Raw genomic sequence first — 13,538 nt, 5'->3', positions numbered from 1 at the left:
GATCAGTCATGCGGTCCATGTCCGCGCACGCCACCGTGGCTGCGCGACCGCATTGTTCGCAGGCGTAACGAACCTGCCTACTGGGGCAAATGCCTATGCTGCGCTGCGGGAGTCAGATCGCCCGCAAGAAGGGCGCCGGCGAAGCCCGGCGGGTTCGCGGAACACCGCGGAACCGGCTCAGCCGGGCCGCTGGTGTTGCCCCCTGCAAGGGGGTTGGCGTAGCGACACGAAGTGCGCGAAGCCTGGGGGTGAGCCCCGTTCAGTGCGCGCCGGCGGCGGCATCCGACGAACCGCCTCCGCGCGCCGGCTTCGCCAACCACACGAGCGGAATCAGCAGCAGGAACAGGATCGCCGAGCCGTAGAACACGTCGCTCGACGCCAGCATGAAGGCCTGCTGGTCGACCAGGCGATTGATCTGCCCCAGCACCTGCTCGGCACTGAAGCCGGCGCCGCCCAGATTGGCCATTGCGCCGCTTGCGGCGGAACTGCCCTGGTTGATCGCCTCGACCAACTGCGCGTGGTGCAGCGTCGCCCTGTTCTCCCACAGCGTCGTCGCGGTCGAGGTGCCGATGGCGCCCGCCGTGATGCGCAGGAAGTTCGAGAGGCCCGACGCGGCCGGGATGCGGTCCGGCGTGAGGCCCGACAGCGTGATCGTCACCAGCGGGATGAAGAAGAACGCCATCGCCACGCCCTGGATGACCGTCGGGATCATGATCGTCCAGAAGTCCGCCTGGGTGTTGAAGTTGGAGCGCATCCACAGCACCAGCGCGAAGACCAGGAACGAGAAGGTCGCATAGCGCCGTGGATCGACCTTCCCCACCGTCATGCCCACGATCGGCGAGAAGAAGATCGCCAGCAGCCCCACCGGCGCCATGATCATCCCCGCCTGCGTGGCGGTGTAGCCCATGTACTGCTGCAGCCACAGCGGCAGGAGCACCACGTTGCCGAAGAAGAGCCCATAGGCCACTGCGGTTGCGAGCGCACCCGACCAGAAGTTGCGGCGCTTGAAGAGCGACAGGTCGACCACCGGATGCTTGTCGGTGAGTTCCCAGACCAGGAAGAACGCGAAGCCCACCACCGCCACCACCGCGAGTGTCACGATCTGGGCCGAGTGGAACCAGTCGAGCTCCTTGCCCTTGTCGAGCATGAGCTGGAGCGATCCGACCCACAGGACCAGCAGAGCGAGGCCGATGCCGTCGATCGGCACCTTGCGCGTCGCGCTTTCACGCTTGTGGTAGATGGCCCAGGTGATGCCGGCGGCCAGAAGGCCCACGGGGATGTTGATGTAGAAGATCCACGGCCAGGAGATGTTGTCGGTGATCCAGCCGCCGAGCAGCGGCCCCATCACCGGCGCGACCAGCGTGGTCATCGACCACATCGCCATGGCCAGCCCCGCCTTGGCACGCGAATAACTCGACAGCAGCAGCGTCTGCGACAACGGGATCATCGGCCCCGCGACGAAACCCTGCAGCGCGCGAAAGGCAATCAGCATCGTCATGTTGGGCGCGAGACCGCACAGCCACGAGCTGATGATGAACAGCAGCACGCTCGCCATGAACAGGCGCACCTGCCCGAAGCGCTGCGTGAGCCAGCCCGTGAGCGGCACCGCGATGGCGTTGGCCACCGCGAAGCTCGTGATGACCCAGGTGCCCTGCGTCGAGCTCACGCCGAGGTCGCCGGAGATCGCCGGCAGCGACACGTTCGCAATGGAAGTGTCGAGCACGTTCATGAAGGTCGCGGCCGACAGCGCGATGGTTCCCCACATGCGTGCGGAACCTTCGAGCGGCGGAAGCGGCTGCTGTGCAGCGGCGTTCGACATTGCGCGAACCTCGCTCGATCAGCCCGGCTGGGCCACCGATGCGGACGGCGTCGCCGACTTGGTGCCATTCGAAGCCGGCGCCTTCTGCGCGGCTTCGTGGCCGAGGTTCGCTGCGATGATGCGCTGCACTTCTGCATCGGCGCCACGCTCGAGCTGGCTGTAGACCTGCGTCTGCGCCGCCGCTGCTTCGCCGCGCGGTGCGTCGGCGAGCATCTTGCCGCCCTTGTCGCGCACGTCGATCTCGGCGTCCATCGACAGGCCCACGCGCAGCGGGTTGGCCTTGAGCTGCTCGGGTTCGAGCGCGATGCGGACCGGCACGCGCTGCACCACCTTGATCCAGTTGCCGGTCGCGTTCTGCGCGGGCAGCAGCGCGAAGGCTGCGCCGGTGCCGACGCCGAGGCCCTGCACATGGCCGGTGTACTCGACCTTCTTGCCGTACAGGTCGGCAGTGAGCTTCACCGGCTGGCCGATACGGATGCTGCGCAGTTGCACTTCCTTGAAGTTGGCGTCGACCCAGAGCTGGTTGAGCGGAACGATCGACATCATCGGCGTGCCGGCGGTGACGCGCTGGCCGAGTTGCACGGTGCGCTTGGCAACGTAGCCGTCGACCGGTGCGGGCATCCCGACGCGCTGCGTCGCGAGGAAGGCCTCGCGCACCTTGGCGGCGGCTGCCTGCACGCTCGGGTGCTGCTCGACGCTCGTGCCTTCGGTGAGCGACTGGTTGCTCGACAACTGCTCGCGCGCGGCGAGTACGCCTGCCTGCGCGGCCGCCAGCGCGCTCTTGGCGTTGGCCAGCGCGGTTTCGGAGTGGTTGAGCTCTTCCTTCGACACGGCGCCGCCGCCCGCGAGCGCCTGGCGGCGCTTCAGGTCGTCTTCGGCCCGCGCGATGTCGCTCTGCGCCCGGACGATGTCCGCCTGCTTCAGGGAGACCTGCGCCGCCAGCGAGGCGTTGTTGACGTACAGCGTCCGGACCTGCCTGACCGCCTGGGCCAGTGCCGCCTCCGCCTGATCGAGCGCCACGCGGGCGTCGGACGGATCGAGTTGCACGAGCGGCTGGCCGGCCTTCACGAAATCCGTGTCATCGGCATTGATCGCCATCACGGTGCCCGCGATCTGCGGCGTGATCTGGATCACGTTGCCCTGCACGTAGGCGTTGTCGGTCGACTCGTAGTGGCTGGCGACCAGCCATTCATACCCGCCCCAGCCGGCGCCGACGACCACGACGGCCGCGGCCAGCGCGGTCAGCGCGCGGCGGCGCTTGTTGTTGGAGCCCGGTGCTTCTGCTGCGGCTCCAGCCGGAGCGGCGGGGTTGGCGGCGTTGTTGTTTTCCATGACGATGTCTTTCGAGTACGAAACGTTTGTTCAGTTGTGCGCGGTGGCAGAGCCGGCCGCAGCGGTCTTGGCGTCTTCAGGCTGCCAGCCGCCGCCCAGTGCGCGAGCGAGGCCGACCTGCGAATCCAGGGCGCGCGCGGCGAGATCCACGCTATCGCGGCGCTGTGCCAGCACCGTGACTTCGGCCGTCAGCACGTCGAGATAGGTGCCGAGGCCGGCGCTGTAGCGCTGCACCGCGATGTCGTAGGCAGCCTCGGCAGCGGCCTGCGCTTCGCGCTGCTGCACCTGCTGGCGCCCGACCGACTGGACGCTGGAGATCTGGTCCGCGACGTCGCGCACCGCATCGATCACGGTCGCGTTGTAGCTTTCGATCGCGGTGTCGAGATCGGCCGACTTGCCGCGCAGGTTGGCGCGCAGACGGCCTCCTTCGAAGATCGGCAGGCGCACTGCGGGGCCCACGCCCCATTGCTGGCTTCCGGACTTCAGCAGGTTGTCGAAGCCGATGCTCTGGAATCCGGCAAAGGCCACCAGGTTGACGTTGGGATAGAACAGCGTCTTGGCGTTCGCCACGTCGCTCGTGGCGGCTTCGACGCGCCAACGCGCGGCCGCGATGTCTGCACGGCGGCCCAGCAGGTCGGCCGGGATCGTCGACTGCAGCGCGATCGGCTTCATGTTGGCGAGCACCGGCGCAGTCAGTGCCTGGGTGACGCCCGGCTTGGCAACCAGCGCATCGAGCGCATGCTGGGCGATCTCGACCTGCTCCTTGAGCGATTCGATCTGCTGGCGCGCTTCAGGCAGGCCGCCTTCGCTCTGCTTCAACTGCAGACGGGTATCGAGCCCGGCGGAGACGCGGTCACGCACGAGCTTGAAGGTCTCCTCGCGCTGCGCGAGCGTGCGGTTGGCGACTGCAAGGCGATCCTGCAGGCGCGCCCACTGCACGTAGCCGCGCGCGACGTTGCTCGCGAGCAGCACGCGCGCCGCATCGGCATCCGCGGCGGCGGCGTTGGCGCTGCCGATGGCGGCCTCGATCGCGGTGCGGTTCTTGCCGAAGAAGTCGAGCTCCCAGCTGCCATTGAACTGCAACGTGCCCGCTTCCTGGATCGAGCCGCCCAGCGGAGACGGATAGATGTAGTTGGCGGAGAACTTCTCGCGCGTGAGGTCGAGCGCACCGTTGAGCTGCGGCTTGTCGTAGGACTCGGTCACGGAAACCGCCGCCTGCGCACGTGCGAGGCGCGCACGGGCGACTTGCAGATTCGGATTGCCTTCCAGCGACTGTGCGATCAGCGAATTGAGCTGGGCATCGCCGAAGGCGAGCCACCACTGGCTGTCGAGGGCCGGAGCGGCCGCAACAGGCGCGGCAGCCGCCGGTGCCGTCAGACCGAGCGAATCGGCATCGCGCAGCTTGGCCTGCGACGAAATGCCACCCATGTCGGCACAACCCGCGAGCGCCAACGCGAACACGGCGGTCGCGACTGCAGTGGTTCGGCGCAAGGCGCCTTCAGGAAGAAGAAGAGTCATTCTTTTCTTTTCGGGCCGAGATGGCCTGTGCGTTATCAAGGATGCGGCGCAGATAGCTCTTGAGCTGCTCCCATTCCTCGTCGGAAAAACCGGCGAGGTGCTCGTTCTGCACGCGGCAGAGCAGATGCGGTACTTGTTTGGCGGCGGCACGGCCTTCGTCGGTCAGTTCGATGTTGACCACACGGCGGTCGGATACCGAGCGAACACGCCGGCAGAGGCCCTTGGCCTCGAGACGATCCAGAAGGCGGGTCATGGCGCCGGTGTCGAGTTCGCACTCGCGCGCCAGTTCGGCCACGGTGGTGGCCTGCCCCATGTGAAGCTTGTGCAGCGGTACCCATTGCGGGTAGGTCGGGCTGCCAGGTTCGCACATCAGCGATTCCACGGACTGGCCGACTGCCGTCATGATGCGCCGCATCAGGTAGCCGATGCTCTCCTCGGAACGGTAGTTCTCGGCCTTGTAGAACGCCTTGACGGCACGCCGCCCGCCGGGCGGCGTCTCTTGCAGCATGGACTCGGGGCTCTTGGACTGGGACATGCCGGAATATTAGTTGCCGGGGCAATTATTGTCAAGGCGACCTTTGAGTGGGCAAGCGTTAGCTAGAATCGGGCCATGGCTTCCTCCGCATCCAACCGGCCCGGCAAAGGCTCCCCGAAGTCCTTGTCCGGGCTGGCGCCCTTTCTTCGGCCCTACCGCATTCAGATCATCCTGGCCGGGGTTTTTCTGGTGCTTGCCGCCGTGACGACGCTGGTCTTCCCGATCGCACTGCGCAGCCTGATCGATGGGGGGCTCGTCTCCAGCGACAAAGGCGCACAGACGATGGCGCTGCGCGACCATTTCGTCGCCCTCTTCGGCGTCGCCGTGGCCCTCGGCCTTTTCTCCGCAGCGCGCTTCTACACAGTGAGCTGGCTCGGGGAGCGTGTCACGGCGGACCTGCGCAATGCCGTCTACGCACACGTGTTGCGCCAGAGTCCGGTCTTCTTCGAAACCACGCAGACAGGCGAGGTGCTTTCGCGCCTGACCGCCGACACCACGCTGGTCCAGACCGTCGTAGGCTCCTCGCTCAGCATGGGTCTGCGCAATGCGGTGATGGGCGTGGGCGCGCTCGCCATGCTGATCTGGACCAATCCTTACGTGATGGTCCAGGTGCTCGGCATCCTCGTGCTGGTGGTGCTGCCGAGCATGTGGTTCGGCCGGCGCGTGCGCAAGCTGTCCCGTGCCAGCCAGGATCGCGTGGCGGACTCGAGCGCCATCGCTGCCGAAGTGCTCAACGCCATCCCGGTCGTCCAGAGCTACACCGCGGAAGCGCGCGAATCGGCCCGCTTCGACGCATCGACGGACAGCGCCTTCCATACCGCCGTACGCCGCACGAAGGCGCGATCCATCCTTGTCGCGTTCATCATCATCGCGACCTCTGCGGCCCTGCTCTGGGGGCTCTACCAGGGCACGCAGGCGGTTCTGCACGGCGACATCACCGCCGGCCACCTGGGACAGACCGTCGTCTACGTGATCATCCTTGCGAGTGCCGCGGCGGTGCTCGGCGAGGTCTACGGGGATCTGCTGCGCGCGGCCGGCGCGACCGAGCGGCTGATGGAACTGCTCCACGCCAGGTCGGCGATCGAATCGCCCATCGCGCCGATCAAGGCGCCCGCGTCCGCGGGGGGAAGTTCGGTCCGGTTCGAATCGGTGACCTTCCACTACCCTTCGCGCCCCGCCGTTCCCGCGCTGCGCGATTTCGACCTCGCGATCACGCCCGGCGAAACCGTGGCGCTGGTGGGCTCGAGCGGGGCCGGCAAGAGCACGGTCTTCCAGCTGCTCTTGCGCTATTACGATCCCCAGTCGGGAGGCATCTCGCTGGACGATGCGCCGCTCGGCGCGCTGTCGCTGAACACACTGCGCGAGCGGATCGGCCTGGTCCCGCAGGACGCAGTCATCTTCTCGGCCACCGCCTTCGAGAACATCCGCTACGGCCGGCCGGATGCGACGGCCGAAGAGGTCCGAGCCGCGGCCAAGGCCGCCTTTGCGGACGACTTCCTGCGCGCTCTACCGGAGGGATACGACACCTTCCTGGGCGAGCGTGGCGTGCGGCTGTCCGGCGGCCAGCGGCAACGCATCGCGATCGCGCGCGCCATGCTGAAGAATCCACCGCTGCTGCTGCTCGACGAGGCCACCAGCGCACTCGACGCCGAGAGCGAGCGCATGGTGCAGGCAGCACTCGAATCGGCGATGTCCGGACGCACCACGATCGTGATCGCGCACCGGCTCGCGACGGTGCAGAAGGCCGATCGCATCGTCGTGCTCGACCACGGCGGCATCGTCGAGCAAGGGACGCATTCGAGCCTGGTTGCGCAGAACGGCGTCTACGCACGGCTCGCGGCGCTGCAATTCGTGGCCTGAAGAACGCCCGGGAGCGGGTGGTCCCAGCCAGCGCGCTCCGTTACTGCAGGGTTTCCTTAAGCGCCGGTGGCAAAGGCAGCGAAAACACCGGGATGCCCTCGTCGATCAGACTTTGAGCCTGCTCGCGCGTGGTCTGGCCACGGATGCCGCGCTCTTCCGCCTCGCCGTAGTGCATCTTGCGCGCCTCGTCAGCGAAGCGGTCGCCGACATCCTCGGTTTGCGCGATCACCTTGCGCACCGCTTGAAGCCAGCGACCCTCCGGCGAATTACCCTCGGCCGGCACCGGTTGAGGCTCGGCCGGCTTGGTGCTGCCCAGATTCAGTCGTGGCGCGGCCAGCAGCTTCGTGATCTTCCTGTCTCCACACAGGGGGCACTCGACCAACCCGCTCGAGCGCTGGCTATCGAACTCCTCGTGGGATGCGAACCATCCCTCGAAGCCGTGCCCGAGTGCGCATTGCAGGTTGAGGACCTTCATGCGCCCATTATCTCGCCGCACTGAACGGCGCGGGCGATTGCCAGTCTAGGGCCCATGCGCCGGACAGGATGTTCTGCAGCCACAGCGCGCAGGTCTGCGACTTGGCGTCGGTCACGATCCCGTCCCGGCACCAGGCAAGCACCTCGTCCGGCGTCGCCGTGATCACGTCGAGGAACTCGCCGTGGTCGAGCTGGCGGGTTCCGAGCGAAAGACCGCGCGCGAAGTAGATGTGGATGATTTCCGTCGAATAGGCCACGGCGAGATGCATTGCACCCGCGTACGCCCATTCGCGCGCGGTGTAGCCGGTCTCCTCGAGCAGTTCGCGCTGGCCGCACAGCAGGGCATCCTCGCCGGCATCGAGCTTTCCGGCGGGAAATTCGGTCATCACATGGCCGATCGGGTAGCGGTACTGGCGCTCGAGCACCAGGCGCCCATCGTCCAGCAGCGGCACCACCACGACCGCGCCCGGATGCACGATGTATTCGCGCGTTGCAGTGTGCCCGTCCGGCAGCTTGACGGTATCTCGCTTCGCGCGAAGGAAGTTTCCCTGGAACAACAGCTCGCTGGCCGTGCACTCTTCCCGGAGGTGCGTATCGATGCCATCCTGGGTCTTGGAGCTCATGCAATTTCCCTCACCGATGCTTCAACAGGTAGCGCCACGTGAATCCCGGGAACGCCAGAACGATGAACAGCGCGGCCGTGACGGCGTAGAACTCCCATCCCTGCGGCGCGATCTGCCCGACGCGGCGTTCGAACAGCAGACCGATGCCCCCGACAACGAAGTACAGCAGCACCAGCTCACCGAGCCGGATCGCAAGCGACTTGGTCGCACCGGACGGTGGAATCAGCCCGAGTATGCGCTCGGTGCAGAACGGGAAATTGGCTGCCAGCAACGCGACCAGCAGCACCACCCAGACCGAGGCGCTCTGCGACACGGAGTCGAATCAGCTCGCCAGCGTTGCCACGATCGCCTGCGCGCACAGCGTCATCAGGCTACCGGGCAGGATCCCCAGGATCAGGATCAGCGCGCCGTTGACGGTCAGCACGGCACGGACATCGTGCGGCGCCGACACCGTCGTCGCGGTCAGCGGTTCGTCGAAGTACATGACCTTGACCACGCGCAGGTAGTAGAACGCGCCGATCAACGACATGATCACCGCGAAGACGGCCAGCGCGATGTGCATGGTCTGTCCCGACGCGATCAGGGCCTGGAGTATCGCGAACTTGGCGTAGAAGCCAACCAGCGGCGGCACGCCCGCCAGCGAGAACATGGCGATCGCCATCACGCCGGCGTACAGCGGGCTGCGCTGGTTGAGGCCGGCGAGGTCGGTGATCTCCTCGCTTTCGAAGCCCTCGCGCGCCAGCAGCAGGATGATCCCGAAGCTCGCGAGCGTGGTGAGCACATAGGTCACGATGTAGAACATCGCGGCGCTGTAGGCGAATTGCGCGTTGTACGTGTTGCCGTTCACCACGCCGGCGACCAGGCCGAGGAGCATGAAGCCCATCTGCGCGATGGTCGAATAGGCCAGCATCCGCTTGAGGTTCGTCTGGGCGATGGCCGCGAGATTGCCGACCAGCAGCGACGCGATCGCCAACAGGGTCAGCATCTGCTGCCAATCGATGGCGAGCGGAAGCAGGCCTTCCACCAGCAGGCGGATGATGATCGCGAAGGCGGCCAGTTCGGGCGCCGCGCCGATCATCAGCGTGATCGCCGTCGGGGCGCCCTGGTAGACGTCCGGCACCCACATGTGGAACGGCGCCGCACCAACCTTGAACGCCAGGCCGGCGACGATGAAGACGAGACCGAACACGAGCACCTGGTGATTGACCTGGCGGCTCGCGATGGCCTTGAAGACTTCGTTGATGTCGAGCGAACCGGTCGCGCCGTACATCATCGAGAGGCCGTAGAGCAGGAAGCCGCTGGCCATCGCGCCGAGGACGAAATACTTCATCGCCGCCTCGCTCGCGACGGCGTTGTCGCGGCGCAATGCCACCAGTGCGTAGCTCGACAGCGTCAGCAGCTCGAGGCCGAGGTAGATGACCAGGAAATTGCTGCCCGCGATCATCACGAACATGCCGAGCAGGGCCAGCATGCTCATGGTGAACATCTCGCCGCCACGCAGCATCCCGCGATCGGCCGCGTAGGGCCGGCCATAGACCAGCGTGACCATCAGCGCCAGCGTGGCGAAGCACTTGAGCCAGTTGCCCATCGGATCGCTCACGACCATCCCGCCGAAGCCATAGATGGTCTTGCCCGAGGCGGCGTTGAATCCGGTGAGCACCGCGATCACGGCCAGCGTCAGCAGCGTCAGCACGTAGGTGGCCGTACGGCGGGGGCTGGTGGTGGACAGATCCAACAGCGCGATCACGCATGCCATGATGAGCAGCGCCGCCTCTGGGTAGATCGCCATCCAGCTGAGTTTGTCAATCATCTCGTTCTCTTCTTCAGCTTGGATTTAGGGCAGCTTGGAAACGGCCACATGACGCAGCAGTTCGGTCACGGACACGTTCATCACATCGGTGAAGGGCTTGGGATAGATGCCCATCCAGAGCACCGCGATCGCCAGCAATGCCAGCATGAGGAATTCGCGCGCGCCGATGTCGCTCAGTTCCTTCACGTGGTCGTTGCCGGGCGCGCCGAGGTAGACGCGCTTGTACATCCAAAGGGTGTAGGCGGCACCGAAGATCAGCGCGGTCGCAGCGCCCAGGCCAAGCCAGAAGTTCGACTTGACTGCGCCGATGATCACCATCCACTCGCCGACGAAGCCGGCGGTTCCGGGCAGGCCGCAGTTGGCCATCGCGAACAGCAGCGCGAACGCGGCGAACTTGGGCATCGTGTTGACCACGCCGCCGTAGTCGGCGATCTGGCGCGAATGCACGCGGTCGTACAGCACGCCGATGCAAAGGAACATTGCGCCCGACACGAAGCCGTGGGAAATCATCTGGACGATGCCGCCCGAGACGCCGAGTTCGTTGAAGATGAAGAAGCCGAGCGTCACGAACCCCATGTGAGCCACAGACGAATAGGCCACCAGCTTCTTCATGTCCTGCTGGACCAGCGCGACCAGGCCGACATAGATCACGGCGATCAGCGACAGCGCGATCATGAGCCCGGCCCACTCGTGCGAAGCATCAGGTGCGATCGGCATCGAGAAACGCAGGAAGCCATAGGCGCCCAGCTTCAGCATGATCGCTGCCAGCACCGCGGAACCGCCCGTCGGCGCCTCGACGTGCACGTCCGGCAACCACGTGTGGACCGGCCACATCGGGACCTTCACCGCGAAGGCCGCAAGGAAGGCGAAGAACAGGAAGGTCTGCGTGCTCCGCTCGAGCGGCAGCTTGTGCCACGTCAGGATGTCGAAGCTGCCACCCGACTTGTTGTACAGGAAGATCAGCGCGACCAGCGTCAACAGCGAGCCGAGCAGCGTGTAGATGAAGAACTTGAAAGCCGCGTAGATCTTGTTCGGACCACCCCAGATGCCGATGATCAGGTACATCGGGATCAGCGTGGCTTCGAAGAAGACGTAGAACAGGATCCCGTCGAGCGCGGCAAAGGTGCCGATCATCAGGCCGGACAGGATCAGGAACGCGCCCATGTACTGGTTGACGCGTTCGGTGATCACTTCCCACGCCGAGATCACGACGATGACCGTGATGAACGCCGTCAGCAGCACCAGCCAGAACGAGATGCCGTCCAGGCCGACGTGGTAGTTGATGTTGAAACGCTCGATCCAGGACGTCTTCTCGACGAACTGCATCGCGGCGGTGCCGGTATCGAAGCGCGCGTAGAGCGGCAGCGTGACCAGGAAGCTCGCAATCGAACCGACGAGTGCGATCCAGCGCACCATCGTCGCCTGACTGTCACGACCGAAGGCCAATAGCACGGCGCCGATGATGATCGGCATCCAGATGGCAAGGCTCAACAGACCCATTTTTGTTTTTCTCCAGCGAGAGCCGCTTACCGTTTAAACCAGACGAAGTACGACATCAGCACAAAGATGCCCAGCAGCATCGCGAATGCGTAGTGATAGATGTAGCCCGACTGCATCCAGCGCACGGCACCGGCAATGCGGCCGACGAGCTTCCACGAACCGTTGACGATGGCGCCGTCGATGATGCCCTGGTCGCCGCCCTTCCAGAGACCGGTGCCCAAGGCGCGGGTCGCACGGGCGATCACGTTCTCGTTGAACCAGTCCATGTAGTACTTGTTGTCGAGCAGGCGGTAGATGGGACCGAAGGCACGCTTGATCGCCGCCGGCAGCGCCGGGTTGACGAGATACATGTACCAGGACAGCACCACGCCTGCGAGCGCAAGCCAGAACGGCGCGGCGGTCAGGCCGTGGAGTGCCATGGCCACCGGACCATGGAACGCTTCGGCCAGTTCCTTCATCGCTTCGTGCTTCGTCTCGTCGATGACGATCGCGCCGCTGAAGAAGTCGCCATAGAGCATCGGCTGGATCGTCATGAAACCGATGACGACCGAGGGAATGGCCAGCAATACCAGCGGCAGCCACACCACCCAAGGCGATTCGTGCGGTTTGGAGTGATCGTCGTGGTGGCCATGATCCGGCTCGGCATCGGCGGCGTGATGATGCGCGTCGGGATTCTGGTCGTAGCGCTCCTTGCCGTGGAACACCAGGAAGTACATGCGGAACGAGTAGAACGCCGTGACGAACACACCGGCGAGCACCGCGAAGTACGCGAAGCCGGAACCCCACAGGTGGCTCTCGTGGACCGCCTCGATGATGGTGTCCTTCGAGTAGAAGCCCGCGAAAAGCGGCGTGCCGATCAAGGCGAGCGAACCGACGAGCGAGGTGATCCAGGTGATCGGCATGTACTTGCGCAAGCCACCCATCCAGCGGATGTCCTGGTTGTGGTGCATCCCGATGATGACCGAGCCCGCACCAAGGAACAGCAGCGCCTTGAAGAAGGCGTGCGTCATCAGGTGGAACACGGCGGCGGAATACGCCGACGCGCCGAGCGCGACCGTCATGTAGCCGAGCTGCGAAAGCGTCGAATAGGCCACCACGCGCTTGATGTCGTTCTGGATGATGCCGAGGAAGCCCATGAAGAGCGCCGTGATCGCACCGATCACCAGGACGAAACTCAGGGCCGTGTCGCTCAGTTCGAACAGCGGGGACATGCGCGCCACCATGAAGATGCCGGCGGTCACCATCGTCGCCGCGTGAATCAGCGCGGAGATCGGGGTCGGGCCTTCCATCGAATCAGGCAGCCACACGTGCAGCGGGAACTGCGCGCTCTTGCCCATGGCACCGATGAACAGGCAGATGCAGATCACCGTGATGAGCATCCACTCGGTCCCCGGGAAGGCAAGCTTCGCCAGTTCGTCGGCCTTGGCGAAGGCTTCGCCATAGTTCAGCGTTCCGGCATAGGCGGCAATCAGGCCGATGCCGAGGATGAAGCCGAAGTCGCCCACGCGGTTGACCAGGAAGGCCTTCATGTTCGCGAAGATCGCTGTCGGCCGGTTGAACCAGAACCCGATCAGCAGGTAGGACACCAAGCCCACTGCTTCCCAGCCGAAGAAGAGCTGGAGCATGTTGTTGCTCATCACGAGCATCAACATCGAGAAGGTGAACAGCGAGATGTAGGAGAAGAAACGGTTGTAGCCGTCGTCCTCCTCCATGTAGCCGATGGTGTAGATGTGAACCATCAGCGACACGAAGGTCACGACGCACATCATCATGGCGGTGAGACCGTCGATCAGGAAACCGATCTCCATCTTGAGGCCGCCGACCGTCATCCACTCGTAGATCGTCTCGTTGAAGCGGGCGCCGTCAGCGACCACGCTCTTGAGCGTCATGGCCGAAATGACGAAGGCCACCAGCACGCCGAGGATGGTCAGCGAATGCGTGACGCGGCGGCCGATATGGTTGCCGCCGAACTTCGTACCGAAGAGGCCCGCGACGACGGCGCCAACCAGGGGAGCCAGCGGGACGGCCAGCAGCGAGGATGCAGAAAGTGTTGCGCTCATGTTGATC

At 65.1% G+C, this 13,538-nt stretch carries 11 protein-coding genes; 1 reads left to right on the top strand and 10 read right to left on the bottom strand.

Translation table 11 applies throughout. From position 1 onward, the window contains the following. Nucleotides 1–259: 259 nt before the first annotated feature. Genes BLW05_RS23535 through BLW05_RS23520 form a run of 4 tightly spaced genes read right to left on the bottom strand, consistent with a single transcriptional unit; the run spans nt 260 to nt 5,177 of the window. On the bottom strand, nt 260–1,819 hold the full coding sequence (locus BLW05_RS23535) for a DHA2 family efflux MFS transporter permease subunit (RefSeq protein WP_093165988.1): 1,560 nt from the start codon (nt 1,817–1,819) through the stop codon (nt 260–262). Nucleotides 1,820–1,837: 18 nt separating this feature from the next. Then, nucleotides 1,838–3,151: an HlyD/EmrA/EmrK family protein gene (locus tag BLW05_RS23530; RefSeq protein WP_093165987.1), complete on the bottom strand. Its 1,314-nt coding sequence runs from the start codon at nt 3,149–3,151 to the stop codon at nt 1,838–1,840. A 30-nt stretch (nt 3,152–3,181) separates the two neighbouring features. Continuing rightward, entirely contained in the window at nt 3,182–4,669 is a 1,488-nt protein-coding gene (locus tag BLW05_RS23525) for an efflux transporter outer membrane subunit (protein WP_093165986.1), read from the bottom strand. Then, nucleotides 4,650–5,177 (bottom strand): MarR family winged helix-turn-helix transcriptional regulator, encoded by a 528-nt coding sequence (locus tag BLW05_RS23520; RefSeq protein ID WP_256330462.1) that lies wholly within the window; start codon nt 5,175–5,177, stop codon nt 4,650–4,652. The genes BLW05_RS23525 and BLW05_RS23520 overlap by 20 nt, the downstream gene beginning before the upstream one ends. Nucleotides 5,178–5,279: 102 nt before the next feature. On the opposite strand from BLW05_RS23520, the gene BLW05_RS23515 reads away from it, so the two are divergent. After that, nucleotides 5,280–7,064 carry an ABC transporter transmembrane domain-containing protein gene (locus tag BLW05_RS23515; RefSeq protein ID WP_093165984.1) on the top strand — a complete coding sequence of 595 codons (1,785 nt, stop codon included), beginning with the start codon at nt 5,280–5,282 and terminating at the stop codon, nt 7,062–7,064. 40 nt (nt 7,065–7,104) lie between these two features. Here BLW05_RS23515 and BLW05_RS23510 read toward each other — a convergent pair whose 3' ends face one another. From BLW05_RS23510 to nuoL, 6 genes are read right to left on the bottom strand one after another with little or no spacing between them, the layout of a single operon-like run. Next, nucleotides 7,105–7,539: a DUF1178 family protein gene (locus BLW05_RS23510; RefSeq protein ID WP_093165983.1), complete on the bottom strand. Its 435-nt coding sequence runs from the start codon at nt 7,537–7,539 to the stop codon at nt 7,105–7,107. 7 nt (nt 7,540–7,546) lie between these two features. Beyond that, nucleotides 7,547–8,161: an NUDIX domain-containing protein gene (locus BLW05_RS23505; protein ID WP_093165982.1), complete on the bottom strand. Its 615-nt coding sequence runs from the start codon at nt 8,159–8,161 to the stop codon at nt 7,547–7,549. A gap of 10 nt (nt 8,162–8,171) precedes the next feature. Continuing rightward, nucleotides 8,172–8,474 (bottom strand): DUF2818 family protein, encoded by a 303-nt coding sequence (locus BLW05_RS23500; protein WP_093165981.1) that lies wholly within the window; start codon nt 8,472–8,474, stop codon nt 8,172–8,174. Between the two features lie 9 nt (nt 8,475–8,483). Then, a complete protein-coding gene (gene nuoN, locus BLW05_RS23495; protein ID WP_093165980.1) occupies nt 8,484–9,971 on the bottom strand; it encodes an NADH-quinone oxidoreductase subunit NuoN in 1,488 nt (495 codons plus the stop codon). A gap of 24 nt (nt 9,972–9,995) precedes the next feature. Beyond that, the gene (locus BLW05_RS23490; RefSeq protein ID WP_093165979.1) at nt 9,996–11,471 is read right to left on the bottom strand and encodes an NADH-quinone oxidoreductase subunit M; all 1,476 of its coding nucleotides are present in this window, start codon (nt 11,469–11,471) and stop codon (nt 9,996–9,998) included. Nucleotides 11,472–11,497: 26 nt separating this feature from the next. Beyond that, nucleotides 11,498–13,531 carry an NADH-quinone oxidoreductase subunit L gene (nuoL, locus tag BLW05_RS23485; RefSeq protein ID WP_093165978.1) on the bottom strand — a complete coding sequence of 678 codons (2,034 nt, stop codon included), beginning with the start codon at nt 13,529–13,531 and terminating at the stop codon, nt 11,498–11,500. Between the last annotated feature and the right edge of the window lie 7 nt (nt 13,532–13,538).

The sequence above is a fragment of the Variovorax sp. YR216 genome (assembly GCF_900107745.1).
Taxonomy (GTDB): domain Bacteria; phylum Pseudomonadota; class Gammaproteobacteria; order Burkholderiales; family Burkholderiaceae_C; genus Variovorax.
Note: the sequence above shows the minus strand (reverse complement) of the source record. Positions and strands in the feature narration are given on the sequence as shown.